This window comes from Hymenobacter crusticola (genome assembly GCF_002154225.1).
Lineage (GTDB): Bacteria > Bacteroidota > Bacteroidia > Cytophagales > Hymenobacteraceae > Hymenobacter > Hymenobacter crusticola.
Map to the genome: position 1 here is coordinate 103176 of NZ_MTSE01000005.1, position 18055 is coordinate 121230.

Here is an 18055-nt window from a genome sequence, read left to right on the forward strand (position 1 = left end):
TTCTCGACGGGTTTAGCCTATCAGGCAAACAAGGACGCTATTTGCTCGGCAAAGACTTTCGCGCTCAACACCGTCATCACGAGCACCATAACGGCGCCGAGTATAGCTAGGCCAAGGGGGTGCCGGTAGTCGCCCACAATGTTGCGCCGGTAAGCAGCTACGAGCATGGTAGCCAGGGTAATCGGCAGAATGAAGCCGTTGAGCGCACCAGCCAGAATAAGCAGGCTGACGGGTTTGCCAATGGTCACGAAGATCAGCGTTGACAACAGGATGAAGGCAATGATTACCCCGTTTTCGTATCGGCTGACCTTTTGGCTAAAAGACTTCAGGAAGGACACCGACGTGTAGGCCGAACCGATAACAGACGTGATGGCCGCCGAAAACATGACCACTCCAAACAACTTATAGCCTAGCTCGCCGGCTGCTAGTCGGAACACGGAAGCGGGCGGATTGGCCGCGTCAATTTTCAAGCCTTGGCTAACAACACCCAGCGACGCCAGAAACAGAAACACGCGCACCAATGAAGCAACCGTAATACCTGAAGCTGCACTGGATGTCACTTGGCCCAGAGCCGCTTGGCCTTTCACCCCAGCATCGAGCAGGCGGTGGCCACCGGAGAAGGTGATGTAGCCCCCCACCGTCCCCCCGACTAGCGTGATGATGGCCATGAAGTCAATTTTGGTCGGGGCGAAGGTGCGTAGTGCCGCTTCGCCCACGGGGGGCGCCGAGGTGAACGCCACGTAAATGATGATACCAATCATGAGCAGTCCCATGAGCTGCGCGAAGCGGTCCATCACTTTGCCCGCCTCTTTCACGAGGAAGATGGCAATGGCCAACGCGGCTGTTAGCAAAGCGCCAGCCTCGACGGATAGTCCCACCAGCGCTTGCAGACCTAGGCCAGCACCGGCCACATTGCCGATGTTGAAAGCGAGGCCGCCGAGCACAATCAGAAAAGAAATGAAGCCACCGAGCCCAGGTAAAACCGCATTGGCAATGTCGGGGGCGCGCTTTTCGGCTACAGCAATAACTCGCCAAATATTCAGCTGCACGCCCAAATCGACGAGGATAGAGGCTAGGATAACAAAGCCGAAGCTAGCTCCGAGCGACTCGGTGAAAACGGTTGTTTGGGTGAGAAAGCCAGGCCCAACGGCAGACGTTGCCATCAGGAAGCCCGCCCCGAGCAGCACACCTAGGTTCCGGGGCTGCTTCATGGCGTGGGCCGCACTGTTTGCATGAGTACTCCTTCGTTTTTCAACACCTGACTGATTTGTTGGGCAAATGCTACGGCGTGTGCCCCGTCGCCGTGAATGCAGACGGTATCGGCTTGGATGGTAACCTCCGGCCCGGATTGGGAGCGCACGTTGCCTTCCTTCACCATGCGCACCACTTGCCGAATGGCTTCTTGCGGGTCGGAAAGCAGGGCGTTGGGCAAGCGGCGCGAGGTAAGCGTGCCGTCAGGTTGGTAGGTGCGGTCGGCAAAGACTTCGTTGGCGGTGCGCAACCCTAGCTTCTGGCCCGCGCGAATGAGGGCGCTGCCGGCTAGGCCATATAGCACTAGCTCCGGGTTGAAGCGATACACGGCTTCGGCAATAGCGTCGGCCAGCGCGGGCGTCACGGCGGCCATGTTGTAGAGGGCGCCGTGGGGCTTTACGTGGTGTAGCCTACCCCCTTCCGCTTTCACAAAGCCGGCCAGCGCTCCAATCTGGTACAGGGTCATGTCGTAGGCTTCTTCCGGCGAAACAGCCATTTCGCGGCGACCAAAGCCGACCAAGTCGGGCAGGCCGGGGTGAGCACCGATGGCCACTTGGTGCTGCAAAGCGAGGCGCACGGTTTTCTTCATCACGGTGGGGTCGCCAGCGTGGAAGCCACAGGCAATGTTGGCCGACGTCACAAAGGGTAAAATGGCTTCGTCGTGCCCAAGTTGGTAGGCGCCGTAGCTTTCTCCTAGGTCGCAGTTCAAGTCAACGGAAAACGACTCTGTCATAAGTGGTGTAGCTTGAACTGTAAGGCTTGTTTGATTTCGGTCATGCGCTGTTCCTGGCGGAAGTACAGGTCCTGGGCTTCGCTTAGCGAGATTTCCCGGAAACGAATTTTTCTTCCGAGCGGCACTTGGGCCAAGCACGAGAAATCGGCTGCTATTACCTGGGCAATGCGCGGGTAGCCACCCGTGGTTTGGTGGTCGGCGAGCAGCGCAATCGGGTGCCCTTCGTTTGGGACCTGGATAGTGCCAAATGCCACGGCGCTGGAAAGCACTTCGCTAGGCTCCCGCTGCACAAGCATGGGGCCTTGCAGGCGGTAACCCATGCGGTCGGAATCCGACGTAACGATGAACTCCTGCTGCCAGAAGTCGCGTTGGCTTTGCTCCGAAAACAGGTCGTACTCTTGCCCCCGAATAGCGCGCACGTGCGGGGTATCGTGGGGCGTCGGATACAGCCGAGGGTCGGGCGTCCAGGCAGCCTGCGCCCACGCACGGCCAGGATGCGTAGCGAGCAATGCCTGCCAGATCTGACGTCCCCATTCCGTCATCCCGGCAACTGGCACCACATCACCGGTCTTGAATGCTCGCCCACCTAGCCCGCCAATGCTAGCGCGCAAGTAGGTCGCTTGGCTGCCCAACACCAGCGGCGTCGCCAAGCCGCCCGACAACGCAAGGTACGCTCGCGACCCAATCCGCAGGCCACTGAAAGCTAACACGCTCCCTTTGCGCACGGCAATGGGGCGGTTCATTTTTACAGCCTCGCCATTGAGCGTAGGGCGCAAGTCGGCACCAGTAAGCGCCAACAGATGATCCGTTTCAAACCGGATTTTGGGCCCCAAAAACGTGATTTCGATGCCCGCTGTGCTCTCCGCGTTACCCACCAGCAGGTTGGCAACGCGCAAGGCAACGGTATCCATCGCGCCGCTGGTGGGCACACCTTCTTTCCGGTAGCCACGACGGCCTAGGTCCTGAATGGTGGTCAGGAGGCCAGGACTAATGATGCTAAGACTCATGCTGCTGGGTGCGCTCGTATTCGCGTTCTGTAATGGAAACAAAGCGGATATAGTCGCCTGCCTTCAGCAGGCTAGGCGTTTCGCCGTGCGGCGTAAAAAGGTTCAGGGGCGTACGGCCAATAAGCTGCCAGCCGCCAGGGGTTTGGATGGAGTACACGCCGGTTTGCTTGCCCGCAATGCCGACCGAGCCCGCCGGCACTTTCAGGCGCGGCTTGTCTTTGCGGGGCACCACCAGCTGCTCGCTCATGCCCCCCAAGTACGGAAAGCCGGGCGCAAAGCCAATCATGTACACGAGGTACTCGGGCTGGGTGTGCAGGGCCACGACTTCCTCGGGGCTGAGGTGGGCGTGGCTGGCCACAAAAGCTAGGTCGGGACCAAACTTACCACCGTAGCACACAGGCACTTCTATGACGTGTGAGGCCGACGGCTCCGCCTCCGTCACCGCTTGCCACAACATATGGCGCAGCGTTTCTGCTACGCTCTCGTAGGGGCTAGCTTCCGGGGAACGAGTTATTTCCAACGGGTTGTAATACACGGTAACCGTCGTGAAAGCAGGCACATATTCGACGAAACCGGGGAACGGATGCGCATCCAAATATGCGCTTAACGCTTGCACTTCGTGGTGCGTATGGCGCTTGATGGCATCGCCAAACTGCACCACCACGGCCGATTCGCCCAACGAGTAGAGCTGGACCTCAGCACGCGTGGCCGGTGCTGGGTAAAGGTTTTCCATGCGTTATTACTTGCGTTTTTTAGGCTAGCTTCAGAAGCCAGCCCTGTATCTTGGCAGCTCGCTCCGTGCTACTTTCGGTGGAATATACAGTCGTTTCGCAGAATTGCGCATGTCGTTCGTCGACCCAACCTCTGGGGCGCCGCACCAGTATCGTCGCCCGAAAGGTTTACGAGCTAGGTCCACGCGGGTCGTGCTGGCAAGTTCGTTCCACGACAACCAACCAGACACCGCGGACGCTATGCCAGCAGATGCGCATTGTGCAACGTCGGGCAGCTAAAGTAGACTATCCTGTTATCTAACCGTTGCTCCTCTCCTTGCTTTTTCTTCGAACGTTCGCCTGCATGAATCACTTGCTTAAAACTTTCTCTCAAACGGGCTTGCTGGTGCTGGCCGTGAATCTTGGTGCTTACAGTCAGAAAAGGATGGTAGCGGACAACAGCGTACCCGTCGAGAAAGGCGTTTCGGAAGCCCTAGCTAGCTTTCGAAAAAAGAACGTGAGCCAGGTAGCCTATAACCTAGCTTTCACCATTCCGGCTCAAAAAGCAATGCCTATTACGGCTTCCGAGTCGGTTTTCTTTCACCTGAAGGACAACAAGCAGTTGCTTCAGCTCGATTTCAAGGAGAAAAATGACCATCTGAAACGGGTACTGGTCAATAAAAAAGTCGTCCCGATTGACCACCGCAATGAGCACTTGGTGCTGCCCGCCTCGGCTTTGCGCCAGGGTGCCAACGAGGTGAAAATCGAATTTACCGCGGGCAATTTATCCCTGAACCGCAGCGACGACTATCTCTACACGCTGCTAGTGCCAGAGCGGGCGCGCACCGTATTTCCGGTGTTCGATCAGCCCAATTTGAAAGCGTCCTTTACCCTTTCCTTATCGCTCCCGACGGCATGGCAAGCCGTGGCAAATGGCCCGCTGCAGGATTCCGTCGTGACGGGCGCCAGCAAAACGTACCGCTTTGCACCCTCCGATACCATCAGCACCTACTTGTTCTCCTTTGCGGCGGGCAAGTTCACGCCCATCGCCCAGACGCTGAACGGGCGCACGATGAACCTGCTGCACCGCGAAACCGATCCGGATAAACTGCGCCTGAGCCTAGGCCCCATCTTCCAGATTCATGCGGATGCGCTGGCCTTCATGCAGGAGTACACCCAGATTCCGTATCCGTTCCGCAAGTTCGACTTCGTCGCCATTCCCGACTTCCAGTACGGCGGCATGGAGCACGTGGGCGCCATCGACTACAAAGCGGCCTCGCTGTTCTTGGACGAAGGCGCCACGCAAGACCAAAAGCTAGCCCGCGCCAACCTCATCTCGCACGAAACGGCCCATATGTGGTTCGGCGACTTAGTCACGATGCAGTGGTTCAACGACGTGTGGATGAAGGAGGTGTTTGCCAACTTCATGGCCGATAAAATCTCGCAAGTGGCCGTGGCCAATTCCAACTACGACCTCAAGTTCGTGCTCGACCATTACCCTGCCGCCTACGGCATTGACCGCACTAGCGGGGCCAATCCCATCCGGCAACCCCTGGCCAATTTGCAGGATGCGGGCTCGCTCTACGGCAACATCATTTACCACAAAGCGCCCATTATGATGCGGCAGCTGGAGCGGCTGATGGGCCCCGAGGCATTTCAGCAAGGCTTGCGCGAGTACTTAAAGAAGTATGCTCACGGCAACGCCACCTGGCCCGACCTCATTGCCATTCTGGATGCCCGCACCCCGGCCGACCTACACGCCTGGAACGAGGTATGGGTAAACGAGCCCGGCCGCCCCATCTTTGATTTTGACCTGCAAACCAAGGACGGCAAGATCACGCAGCTCCTGGTGAAGCAGCAAGCCGAAGACGGCTCGAACCGCATTTGGCCACAGCTTTTTGAGGTGCTGCTGGTGTACCCCAATGCGGTGAAAGAGCTGACTGTAAATATGAGCGAACGGCAAGTGCGCTTGCCCGATGCCGAAGGGCAAGCAGCACCTAGCTTTATCCTGTTTAATTCTTCGGGCCTAGGCTACGGCGTGTTCCCGGTTGAGAAGCAGATGACGGCAGGCCTGGCTTCGCTGCAAAACCCAGTGGCGCGAGCCTCGGCCTACGTAAACCTCTACGAGAACATGCTCAATGGGCGGGTAATAGCACCTAAGCAGCTCTTAGACGTGTATCGCCAGCTACTAACAAAGGAGCCCGAAGAGCTAAACCTGAAGCTCCTGACCGGACAAGTGAGTGAAATTTACTGGAAGTTTTTGCCCACACAGGAGCGCACAGCCCTAGCTTTGGCACTGGAAAAAGACCTCTGGCAGGCCATGCAGCAAAACGCTGCTCCGAATGCTAAAAAGCTGCTATTCAAAGCCTATCAGTCGGTAGCCTTAACCAAGCCGGCGCAAGATCAGCTCTACCAAGTCTGGGCCAAGGAACAAGCCCCAGCGGGCGTGAAGCTCACCGAGGACGACTACACAGCCCTCGCCCAAGCCCTAGCTGTGCGCGACTACCCCGCCGAGTCGCCCATTCTGGAAAAACAACTAACTCGTATCAAGAACGCCGACCGCCAGAAGCGTCTGCAGTTTCTGATGCCAGCTTTGTCGTCGGATGTGCGGGCGCGGGATGCGTTTTTTGCTTCCCTGAAAGAGGATAAGAACCGGGAGAAGGAAGCGTGGGTTGTGACGGCCCTAGGGTATCTGCACCACCCGCTGCGCGCAGCTACTTCCGAGAAATACTTGCCGGAAAGCCTCGCCTTATTGGAAGAGATTCAGCTGACGGGCGACATTTTCTTTCCTTACTCTTGGCTCCAAGCCACTTTCGGCAGCTATCAAACGCCAACGGCGGCGCGCACGGTACGCACGTTTTTGCAAGCTCGCCCAACGTACAATCCCAAGCTGCGCGCCAAGATATTGCAGGCTTCCGACGACCTGTTCCGGGCCGAAAAGCTAGTGCAACACCCACAAGGCTAAATGTTAGGCGCGTAGAATAGCGAACTACCCTGCTGAAACCTCTTTTCTGTCATTTCGACTGGCGGGAGAAATCTCGCGTGCTGCCGTCGGATTATAACTCAATGGAGCGTGCAAGATTTCTCCTGCCGGTCGAAATGACATTCGGAAGAAAGTTAATGTCAGCTCAACCTAGCTCTAGTTTCGCATGATCAAACCTGTTATCGTCAGTGCCGTTCGCCAAGAAACGCCGGAGGTAAAGACGCTCTTCCTTGATGCACCAGCACTTTCCTACCAAGCGGGGCAGTACCTCACGTTCGTACATCCGCATAACGAGGAACTGCGCCGCTCCTACTCGATTTCGTCGGCACCGGGCCTAGGTGAGCCGCTGGCCGTAACGGTGAAGCGAGTGGCAAACGGGCTTTTCTCACGCTACTTAGTCGACAAAGTGCACGAAGGCGATACGCTGCTGACGATTGGCGCCGGCGGGTTCTTCACTTTGCCTGAGAACCTCGATGCCGAGTATCAACAGGTATTTTTCTTTGCCGCGGGCAGCGGTATCACGCCTATTTATGCGCTGCTAAAAAGCGTATTGCACCAGCACCCTAGTTTACACGCCGTCCTAGTTTACAGCAACCGCACACCCGAGGATGTGGTGTTTTACCCAGCGCTTCAGCACCTAGCTTCCCAGTTTGCTGACCGGCTGAAGGTGGAATTCTTATTCAGCAACCACCCGGTGCTAGCCCGCGCCCGCTTGTACCGCGACCTGCTGGAAATCTTTGTCAAACAATACAGTCTAACCACGCCTGAGCGTACCCTAGCTTTCTTATGCGGCCCGCTTAACTACATGCGAATGTGCATGTATGGCTTGCGGGAAATCGGTATTCCACTGGCAAACATCCGGCGCGAAAACTTCAACCCTGAGACGGCGCATCCCACTTTCACCACGCCACCCGATACAGAGCCGCACAACGTTGCGGTACAACTCGCCGGTGCCACGCACACTTTTGAAACGCAGTACCCCGTTTCGATTCTGCAAGCCGCCAAGAAACAAGGTGTAGCGCTTCCCTACAGCTGCGGCAACGGCGTGTGTGGCAGCTGCGTAGCGCGTTGTACCTCGGGCCAGGTTTGGATGGCCACCAACGAAGTCCTCACCGACCGCGACTTAGCCAAAGGCCTCGTGCTAACGTGCACCGGCTATCCTGTCGGTAACGACGTGAGGCTGGAAATTTGACGCCCTGGTCGGACGCCCTAGGGCGTCCGACCGGTTCTCGCCTGCGGACGGCTGCACGAGCTAGCTGCACATCCGGCGACAACCCTGACAGGGCTTAAAGCCACTGTCAGGGTTGTAACGACCGCCCAAGCTTCGTTCTGACGACAACCGGTCGGACGCCTGGGGCGTCGGACCGGGGCTAGGCAACGAACCTAGCGCACTAGTAGTGCGTGTGGTTGACCACGGTGCTTTTCAGATAATCCAAATTTTTCTTGCTGTCTTTGTTACTATAAGTTGCTTTGCTATAGCCATATATCCGCAGCACGCCGCGATTCAGCGTAACCACTTCTTCGGCGCCTTTGCCTGCAAAGTCGAACAGGTGAAAGACAGGGTCGGGAAAGAATAGCTCGCCGGTACCTAGGTCGTTCAGCCGGAATTTATACCAGAATAAGCTCGTGCTCCCGTCACCGCGCCAGTTGCCACGCACAAAGTCGGGGTTGCCATTTATTGGGTTGCCGGGCCACTTTTTCACTAGGTCGCCTTTGCTGTCAAACCAGTAAAGCTGGCTCGACAAATACGGCTCCCCGATCTGCCGATTGCCGTAGGTGCGCCCTCCTACTACTACTTGCAGCCCCGGCACGTTGCGCAGAAAGTTGCCCACCTGAATCTGCTGGCTGTGTTCGGCGGTGTTTTGCCAGATGATCTTGCCGGTCATGCCCTGGTAGACGAACACGCCTGCTTCGCTGTTGGCCGTTACAATATCGAGGCGGCCGTCGCCGTCCACGTCGGCGAATTTGTAGCTGTCGGCGTGGTCGTGGTTATCGGGCAGCAAGTCGAACCGGTCCCAGATCTTCTTCCCCTTTGTATCCAGCAACAGCGTCCCGACCAGCACCTCATCGAGCCCATCCTGGTTTAAGTCAACGGGGTACACGTAGTGACCTAGGTTGTCTTTTTTTCGCTGCTCGGTGTGGCTCCACAAGGAGTTCAGCTTGGTATCGTACGCTTGCACATTGATGGTGCCGCCCATATCCGTGAAAACGACCAAATCGTTGGGCGTGCCGGGGTGCAGCTTGCCGATAGCTAGCCGGAAATTATTGTACACGTGCGGCAGCGGTTTTGTGGGCCACGCCACTTTGCGCTTGATTTTGCCGGTGCGCCCATCGGCCATCACTAACCACTCTTGCCCCTCGATAAAGCGCCAGTGCATTACTTCGGCTTTGCCATCGTGGTCAAAATCCCAGAGCACGCCGGGCGCTTCAAACTCCGAGCGCTCCTTGGTGTACTCGCTAGGCGCTTTGTAGCTCCACAACTCCTTGCCACTATTGTCGAACACGTGCGCTGAGAAGTCGGGCTCTAGCACCATAAAATCGGTTTGATTATCGCCATTCACGTCCCCAAATTTCACGGCATTCGACGGCGGTATTGCGTACTCCTTCAGCAGCTTTACGTCTTCGTTGAGCTGATACGGTCGGATATCCTCCTCACGCAAGCTAGGATTCTTGGTCAGGACAAGCACATCGAAAACGGGTCCGGCATCGATGCGGGTTATTTTGATGTTCGTTGTACCAGGCGTTAGCTCAAACGTGCCACCAGCTTGCCAACTCAGCTTTCCTGCCCCGAAGCTAGCTGCCGTGACCTTATCGTTCACGGCCACTTTAAACGAGGTATTTTTCTCGCCCTGGCTGCGCACAAACAGCGTGTACGTGCCTGCTTCTGGCACCTGCATCTGGGTCATCAGATTGGTTTCCGACCTGAGCACTAACGCCGTATTATTGAAAAGCCAAGGCACATTTAGCGCCCCAGCATCAGCAACGATGTCGCCTTTGGGTATTTCTTGCAAAAAGTCGGATGCCGGAATAATTATGGTGCCGGGCAGTGGCTGCAGCCGGTTCGATGCTGCCACTTGTGAAGCTGCTTGCGGCATTTGCGCATTGCCACTATGCCATATGCCCACGAGCACGGCGCTCAGTATAAGTAGTTTTTTCATGTAGCCAGGTAATCTTGCGCACCGACTTTCAGCTTGCTTGTCCTAGCTACCAATTCTTCGGCGCCTCACTCTCCTGAGGTATCCTAGGTACGGCCCCTAGCTTTCTCGCGGACGATAAATAAGCGCGCCGAGAAGCGTTAGCTGAAATAGATCTGTTCAACTACTAGCTCGCTGCTTTGTGCCGTGGTAACTACATGGCAGCAATACGCGGGGTCCAACAGCACCTCCTTGCAGTACCATTTTTTGTCTCCCCAAGTGATAGTATTGGCAGCAAAATTTACTTTTTCAGGCGAATAACTAAGTCCTAATCCTATTGCTTTTAGAAAGGCCTCCTTTTGCGTCCAATGCTGGTAGAATGTGCGGATACTATCTTTTGCCTGCATAATATCCGACCACTCCTGTACCGAGAAATGGCTCTGCATATCTCGCAAGTCAATCCCCTTAACTTCTTCTATATCAACCCCTACTTCACAAGTTGTGCTAAGCGCACAAACTACGTAAGCTCCCGAATGTGAAATATTAAAACTAACCTCTTCGCCGAAATAAGGCTTTTTATAATTCGTGTATTTCATATCGGCCAGGGAATAAGTATGCGCGCCAATTAATTGCAGCCCTTTTAGCAGAAGCATATTCCCGAGCAAACTACGCTGCGCGTCCTGCCAATTTTTGAAGCGTATTATTTTTTCTTGGGCAGCAAAAGGCAGCTGCTGCAACACCAATTCAAGTTGTGTCGCTTGCAGCTGTTGGTAAAAGCTCGTGTAAAACAGATAGATCATTTTCAAATAGCCTATTATAAACTAGCTACGCAAGCCGCTCTGCGCTTCCTAAAGCTACGATTATAGTGTATCCGTTGCATGGATGCATGTACGGAAAGCACTATGCCAAATAAAACAGCAACCTCGTCAGCTGGCAAGCTTTCTTAAATACTGTTGTTTACGAACTTACCATGGCGTAAAGCAATAGTGCCCTGACCTTGGATTTATCCAACAAGCAGCATTTAGTAAATAGCAGCATATCAAAATATCATTAAAAAATAAACTAGCGCTAAATTTTAGCATGGGTTTTATTTTTTATATTGCATAGGAGAATTATACAATTCTTGTCTACCTACAGGCTCAAAGAGTAGGGATGAACATGACTTATGCTGCCCCAACCTACATCTCACGCACTACCGGCTAAACTCTACTCTTTTCCTTCTTCGCAAAGCATTGTTGGTCTGTTTGAGCAACAAGTGACTCGTACGCCGCACGCTGCGGCGCTCCGATTCCAATTTGAAACGCTCAGCTACCAACAGCTTAACGATCAGGCAAATCAATTAGCCTCTTACCTGCGCCAAACCGGGCTAGCCCCGCATACTCTGGTGCCCATCTGCTTCGACCGCTCCGTGCAGCTTATCGTCAGCTTGCTGGCTGTGCTCAAAGCAGGGGCGGCCTATGTACCGCTCGACCCTAGCTACCCGCTCGAGCGCCTACGCTACATGCTGCATGATACGGCGGCGCCGCTGGTGCTTACCACCGAGGCGCTCAAGTCCAAGCTGCTGCCGGCCGCAACTCCTGGCTTGGCCCTGCTAGCGTTAGATGGCCCCGACGCTAGCGTTATCGCTCAGCAGCCCACCAGCAACCTGCCACTGCTCAGCACCGCGCACGACCTAGCTTACGTAATTTACACGTCGGGCTCGACGGGCACGCCGAAGGGCGTACTGGTGGAGCATCGCAACGTGGTCAGCCTGGTGCGAGAAGCCGGGTATGTAACGCTCACCCCAAACGATATCCTGCTGTCGACCGGTTCGCCGTCCTTCGATGCTACCACCTTCGAGTATTGGGGCATGCTGCTCAATGGCGGTCAGTTGGTGCTAGCTCCCGAAAACCTACTGCTCAACAACGACCTGCTAAAGGAGGAAATACGCGTGCGTGGGGTGGGTAAAATGTGGTTCACCTCTAGCTGGTTCAACCAGCTCGTCGACAGTGACCCTAGCCTTTTCAACGGGCTGGATACCATCCTGGTTGGCGGCGAAAAGTTATCGGAGCCGCACATTCAGAAAATCAAGGAAGCTTATCCTGCTCTAAACGTCGTTAATGGATACGGTCCGACCGAAAACACCACGTTTTCGCTTACGTATTCCATGTCGGGTGTAGAGGTACCTAGCCCCATTCCGATTGGCCAGCCGCTCACCAACCGCACGGCGTACGTGCTAGATGAGCACCTGCAACCCGTACCTGCGGGCGAAACGGGCGAATTGTACGTGGGCGGCGCAGGGGTGGCGCGCGGATACCTCAACCAGCCGGAACTCACTGCTGAGCGCTTCCTCCCCGATCCGTTCAGCGAGGACGAAGGCGCTCAGCTGTACAAAACCGGCGACCTAGCCCGCGTCTTACCCGACGGCAACGTGGAATACCTAGGTCGCCTCGACGATCAGGTGAAGGTGCGCGGCTACCGCATCGAGCTAGGGGAAGTGGAAAACGCGCTAAATGCCCTAGAACCGGTCAGCAACAGCTGCGTAGTGGTACGCCAGGATGCCCATGCCGTGAAGCGCCTCGTGAGCTACTACGTGCCCGATTGGCAAGTAGTGAAAGTGAAAGAGCGGGAGCTTTATCACCGGCAAGTAGCGAGCTGGAAAGAGCTTTACGAAACAGAGTATGCCAAGACGGAAGACGAAGCAACAGTAGATCAGGAGTTTAATATTATTGGCTGGAACGACAGCTTCACCGGCTCCCCTATTCCGGCCGAGCAGATGCAGAAGTGGCTGCAGGATATTGTGGGCGTGATCTTGTCAGGGAAGCCGGAACACGTGCTGGAAATCGGCTGTGGTACCGGTCTGATATATTACCAGCTCGCGGGCAAAGTGCAGAAGTACATCGGCACCGACTTTTCGCGTTCCTGCGTCAATCAGATTACCCAGCACATCGGTAAGGGTCAGCGCGACTACGGCCCCACGGAGCTTCAGGTCTGCGCCGCCCACGAACTAGCTCTGCGCCCCGGCGAGCAGGTAGACACCATTCTGCTCAACTCTATTATCCAGTATTTTCCCGGCGAAGACTACTTGAGCGAAGTCATTGCGAAAAGCATTTCGCTGCTAAACGGCAAAGGCCGCATCATCCTCGGCGACGTGCGCGACAACCGACTGTTGCCCCTCTTTAAGGGCCGTCTGCACGCCCAGAAAGCACCGGCGACAGAAAGCATTCGAGAGTTTAAATGGCTGGTCGAGCAAGAAGTTCTCAAGGAAGAAGAACTCTGCTTTGCGCCGGAGTACTTCTACCGGCTTCAGGCGCTCTACCCGCAGATCACGCACGTAGAAATTCAGTGGAAGCAGGGCGACTACATCAACGAGCTGACCCTGTATCGCTACACTGTGATCTTGCACGTAGGCGACGAACCTGAAGTGCTGAAGCCGGAATGGCAGAACTGGACGAACTTACCTGGCCATCTGACTATCAGCGAGCAGCTTCAGCAAGGCGTACCGGTTATCGCGCTGCAAGATGTGCCTAATCCGCGCTTGTGGCGTGAGCGGCGCCTAAGCCAACTTTTGCACGAGTACCCAGAAAATACGCTAGGTGATGTGCTACCTAGCTTGGATACGGAAGATGCCGAAAGTATAGCTGTTGCCCAGCTGCTCGACGAAGCCCAAGCGGCTGGTTACCACGTGCGGCGGCTGCTCGACGAAGACCCACTGAAGATGAACGTGGTACTGGAAAAGGCCTTTTCGGACCGCTTTGTGGCCTCGGTGTACAGCAACAAGGACTACCGCCTAAGCACCCATACTACCAACATTTCGCTTTTCAACGACATTAGCGCACTGTTGCAGAAGGATATTCGGACCCTGCTGCTACGCCGCTTGCCGGAGTACATGGTACCGGCCGAGTTTATTCCGCTGGGCTACCTGCCGCTGACCAGCAATGGCAAAGTAGATCGGCGTTTTCTAACGCAGCGCGAAGACCGCGGCGTGATCAACAAGTTCAACTACCAAGCGCCACGCAACGAGCTGGAACAGAAGCTAGCTACCATTTGGCAGGAGTTGCTGGTGTTAGATAAGATTGGCATTTACGACAACTTTTTCGAGCTAGGTGGGCATTCGCTGCTCGCTACGCGCGTTGTGTCGGCAGTGCGCAAGCAGCTGGCTGTGGAGCTGGTTATCAAGGATTTGTTCGTGCACCCGACCGTTGCCGACTTGTCTGAGTATTTGCAGGCGTACAACAAGGATTTGGTGCTACCGCCCATTGTGGCCCAATCTCGACCGGGGCGCATTCCGCTGTCTTTCAGCCAGGAGCGGTTATGGTTTATCGACCAGCTAGAAGGCAGCGTGCAATACCACGTGCCCATTGTGCTGCGGCTCCGCGGCAAACTAGATCAGGGCGCCTTGTCGGCCGCGTTGTTCGGCATTCTACAACGGCACGAAGTATTGCGGACTGTACTGCGCGAGCAAGATGGTCAAGCCTATCAGCAAGTACTCCCGCATGACGATTGGCAACTAACCCGTCTAGACGGCTGCGTGTATCAAGCCGACCCCGAGGCGGTGCAACTACAGGTCCAGCAATGCATTAGCAAGCCCTTCGACCTAGCCAACGACCCTATGCTACGGGCCGCCCTGATTGGCTTAGCGAACCCCGAAGAGCACTTGCTCGTGATAACGATGCACCACATTGCCTCGGATGGATGGTCCTTGTCGGTCTTTTTCCGGGAGTTGGTCGCGCTTTATGAAGCCCAGGTAGCCGGCCAGGTAGCGCCATTTGCGCCGTTGCCGGTGCAGTACGCCGATTTCGCGCTGTGGCAGCGGCAAAACTTAAACGCGACGCGGCTCGAAAAACCTCTCACTTACTGGAAGGAAAAGCTAGCCGACGTCGCACAGCTCCAGCTCCCCACCGATTTCCCACGGCCTGCCGTGCAAAGCACCAAAGGCGCTAGCGCTGCGTTCCGCTTGGAGCAAGACCTCGTGACGAAGCTACAGGTACTTAGCCAGCAGCAGGGCGTCACGCTGTTCATGACGCTGCTGTCTACGTTCAAAAGTCTACTTTATCGCTACAGCGGCCAGCAAGATATTTGCGTCGGCAGCGCTATTGCCGGCCGGCAGCAGCACGAGATAGAAGGCCTGATCGGGTTCTTCGTCAACACCTTGGCCTTACGGAGTCAAGTAAAAGGGGAAGCTAGCTTCACCGAGTTGTTGCAGCAGGTAAAAACCACCACGCTCGAAGCATACGAGCACCAGCAGGCGCCCTTCGAAAAAGTGGTGGACTTAGTAGTGAGTGAGCGTGACCTGAGCCGTAGCCCACTGTTTCAGGTAATGTTCGTACTGCAAAACACCCCAGACGTACCAGATCTGAGTTTGGGCGCGGTGCAAGTCACGCGGGAAGGCTATGAGCACGCCACTGCTCAGTTCGACTTCACGTTTACCCTTACGGAAGATGCACTAGGCCTGCAAGGATTCGTTGAGTACAGCACCGACCTTTACCAAGCGGCGACGGTTACCCGCATGGTAGGGCACTTCTTGGCGCTGCTACATTCGGTGGTGCAACAGCCGCATCTCAGCATCGCGACGCTGCCCATGCTTACGGCTACCGAAGAGCATGAACTGCTAAACGTATTCAATACGCCCCCTGTGATGCCAACCCCCTCTCAGAGCATTGTCGCGCTGTTTGAGGCTCAGGTAGCTAGCACGCCGCATGCCCTAGCTATAGCGTTCGAACAACAACAGATTACGTATCAGGAGCTTAATACCCGCGCCAACCAGCTGGCGCACTACCTGCGCGGTCAAGGTGTACGAGCCGAGACCTTGGTGCCGCTGTGTTTGGAACGTTCCGTTGAGCTGCTCGTCGGCATCCTTGGTATTTTAAAAGCGGGCGGGGCGTACGTCCCCCTGGATGCTAGTTACCCCTCGGAGCGCTTGCAGTACATGATTCAGGATACGGGGGCCCAGCTAGCTTTAAGCAGCCGCGCCACAACTGTCGCTCTCCGAAGCGCAGCTCCTGCCTTAGCCGTGCTGGAAGTTGATGGAGAAGTAGCCTCGACCATTGCCCAGGAGCCGACGACCAACCCGCCCGCCGTTGCGACGGCGCAGCATCTGGCGTACGTAATTTACACCTCCGGCAGCACGGGCCGCCCCAAAGGCGTATTGGTAGAACACGGTAACGTGGTCAGCTTGGTGCAGGACGTGGACTACGTTGCGTTAAGCAGCAACGACATCGTCTTATCTACCGGCTCGCCCTCCTTCGATGCCACCACGTTTGAGTATTGGAGCATGCTGCTCAACGGTGGTCAGTTGGTGCTGTGCGCCGAAGATCGTTTGCTCAACAGCACCCTGCTACAGGAGGAAATTCAGAGCCGTGGGGTAACGAAGATGTGGTTTACGGCGAGTTGGTTTAATCAGCTGGTTGATGTTAACCCGCAGGTTTTTGCGGAACTGGATACAGTGCTTGTAGGCGGCGAAAAGCTCTCTGAGCTACACGTGCGGCAATTGCAAGAACGCTATCCGTCCTTGCGCATCATCAACGGCTACGGCCCAACGGAGAACACCACCTTCTCCCTTACGCACCCCATTACCAGCGCTGACTTGAGCGCTCCTGTTGCCCTTCCCATCGGCCGGCCGCTCTCTAATCGCACCGCGTATGTCCTTGATGAGCGGCAACAACTAGCGCCCGTTGGTGTAGCAGGCGAAGTGTACGTGGGTGGAGCAGGTGTAGCCCGTGCTTATCTGAACCAACCAGCGCTGACTACTGAAAAGTTTGTGCCCCCGCCCTTTGCTGCTGCGGAAGGCACGCGCCTATACCGCACCGGCGACCTAGGCCGCTGGCGTGCTGATGGCAGCCTGGAGTACCTAGGTCGATTGGATGAACAGGTTAAGCTCCGCGGCTTCCGCATTGAGCTTGGCGAAATCGAAGCCGTACTCCAGCAAAGCGGCCTCGTCAAGCAGGCTGTTGTGATGGTGCGCGCAGATCAAGGCAGCCCCAAGCGGCTCGTTGGATACGTAGTTCCAGAAGCCACTTTCGAGCGGGACCAGGTCACGGCCTATCTACGAAGCAAGCTGCCCGACTACATGGTGCCGACCCTATGGGTGGAGCTAGCCGCGCTGCCTTTGACTACCAATGGCAAGGTAAACAAGCCAGCACTACCAGTTCCCAACGCCAGCAAGCTAGCAACCGAAGCGTACGAAGCGCCTACTACCCAAGCCGAACAAACGTTGGTGCGCATCTGGCAGGAAGTTTTAAGAAAGGATACTATCGGCATCCACGACAACTTCTTTGAGCTAGGTGGCGACTCTATCATCACCATTCAAATCGTCAGCCGACTCCGGCAGGCAGGCTACAGTACCCAGCCCCGCGATTTGTTTGTGCACCAGACGGTGGCAAAGCTGGCAGAAGTGGTAGCAGCCCGCTTGGAGGCCAGCCTGCTAGAAGAACCCTTGACAGACCAGCCAGCCAGTATTGACAAAGACGTTAACCCACTGGTGGCTTTGCAGAAAGATGGTTCTAAGCCTCCTTTCTTCGCTATTCCCGGCTTTTTGCTTTACCGACACGTTGTGGCTCACATCGGCCCAGATCAGCCTTTCTATGGTTTGGAGTTGCCATTCTATGAGCGCATCGATGAACTCCCACCCAATGAGCGCGTTGGAGAGCTAGCTCAACACTTCATCCGGGAGATGAAGCAAGTGCAACCACAGGGCCCTTATTTCCTAGGTGCGTTCTGCGGCTACTACCCCATCATCTTCGAAGTGGCGCACACACTGCTGGCCCAAGGAGATGAAGTGCCTGTGTTAGCCTTATTCGAAGCGTACCCGTCAAACGCCTTGCTTTCCAAGAAGTCGGCGACCTATCTCAGGCAGCGAATGGGTATTTACTACGAGGAGTTACGCAAGAAAACGCTTGCCGAAACTGTAAAATACCTGGCCGACGAAGCAGCTATCAAACTAAACTTTATTCAACGTAAGATAGCGGGCGAGAAGCGAGAGGGATACAATTTGAAAGCTTACCCCGGTAAAGTTGTCCTGTTCAGGTCCAGTGTGCTTACCCCCGGTTTGATTGATGATCCGCAAGGTGGTTGGGCGCAGCACGTAACCGGCGAAATCGAAGTCCTTACGGTTACTGGTGACCATATCAGCATTTTCAAAGAGCCAGGCGCTGTTGAGCTTGCCGAAAAGCTTACGCACACGTTGGAGAAAGTTCGCGTGCAAAGCGTTTAGTAACTATTTGCTCTAACAAAGAGCGCCTATCCATAATGGATAGGCG

Annotated in this window: 10 protein-coding genes; 4 read left to right on the forward strand and 6 right to left on the reverse strand. The window is 55.7% G+C overall.

The genetic code is table 11. The features are described 5' to 3' along the window. Positions 1 to 20: 20 nt before the first annotated feature. The 4 genes from BXP70_RS11805 to pxpB are packed head-to-tail and all read right to left on the reverse strand — an operon-like array spanning position 21 to position 3724. Positions 21 to 1211 carry an NRAMP family divalent metal transporter gene (locus BXP70_RS11805; protein ID WP_086594284.1) on the reverse strand — a complete coding sequence of 397 codons (1191 nt, stop codon included), beginning with the start codon at positions 1209 to 1211 and terminating at the stop codon, positions 21 to 23. Beyond that, entirely contained in the window at positions 1208 to 1984 is a 777-nt protein-coding gene (gene pxpA, locus BXP70_RS11810; protein WP_086594285.1) for a 5-oxoprolinase subunit PxpA, read from the reverse strand. The genes BXP70_RS11805 and pxpA overlap by 4 nt, the downstream gene beginning before the upstream one ends. Further along, positions 1981 to 2991 (reverse strand): 5-oxoprolinase subunit C family protein, encoded by a 1011-nt coding sequence (locus tag BXP70_RS11815; protein ID WP_086594286.1) that lies wholly within the window; start codon positions 2989 to 2991, stop codon positions 1981 to 1983. The genes pxpA and BXP70_RS11815 overlap by 4 nt, the downstream gene beginning before the upstream one ends. After that, complete coding sequence (pxpB, locus tag BXP70_RS11820; protein WP_086594287.1) at positions 2981 to 3724, reverse strand: 5-oxoprolinase subunit PxpB; 744 nt, start codon at positions 3722 to 3724, stop codon at positions 2981 to 2983. The genes BXP70_RS11815 and pxpB overlap by 11 nt, the downstream gene beginning before the upstream one ends. Positions 3725 to 3833: 109 nt before the next feature. Here pxpB and BXP70_RS29915 point away from each other — a divergent pair, with 109 nt between their 5' ends. The 3 genes from BXP70_RS29915 (at position 3834) to BXP70_RS11830 (ending at position 7876) form a co-directional block, all read left to right on the forward strand. Next, a complete protein-coding gene (locus BXP70_RS29915) occupies positions 3834 to 4001 on the forward strand; it encodes a hypothetical protein (RefSeq protein ID WP_179197671.1) in 168 nt (55 codons plus the stop codon). Between the two features lie 64 nt (positions 4002 to 4065). Further along, entirely contained in the window at positions 4066 to 6666 is a 2601-nt protein-coding gene (locus BXP70_RS11825; protein ID WP_086594288.1) for a M1 family aminopeptidase, read from the forward strand. Between the two features lie 184 nt (positions 6667 to 6850). Then, on the forward strand, positions 6851 to 7876 hold the full coding sequence (locus BXP70_RS11830) for a ferredoxin--NADP reductase (protein WP_086594289.1): 1026 nt from the start codon (positions 6851 to 6853) through the stop codon (positions 7874 to 7876). A 199-nt stretch (positions 7877 to 8075) separates the two neighbouring features. Here BXP70_RS11830 and BXP70_RS11835 read toward each other — a convergent pair whose 3' ends face one another. Together BXP70_RS11835 and BXP70_RS11840 are read right to left on the reverse strand one after the other, a co-directional pair. After that, positions 8076 to 9842: a hypothetical protein gene (locus tag BXP70_RS11835; RefSeq protein ID WP_086594290.1), complete on the reverse strand. Its 1767-nt coding sequence runs from the start codon at positions 9840 to 9842 to the stop codon at positions 8076 to 8078. Positions 9843 to 9979: 137 nt separating this feature from the next. Further along, complete coding sequence (locus tag BXP70_RS11840; protein ID WP_086594291.1) at positions 9980 to 10618, reverse strand: 4'-phosphopantetheinyl transferase family protein; 639 nt, start codon at positions 10616 to 10618, stop codon at positions 9980 to 9982. Between the two features lie 365 nt (positions 10619 to 10983). Between BXP70_RS11840 and BXP70_RS11845 the strand changes: the two genes are divergently transcribed. Then, positions 10984 to 18009, forward strand: coding sequence for a non-ribosomal peptide synthetase (locus BXP70_RS11845; protein ID WP_086594292.1), 7026 nt, complete (start codon positions 10984 to 10986; stop codon positions 18007 to 18009). Positions 18010 to 18055: the final 46 nt, after the last annotated feature.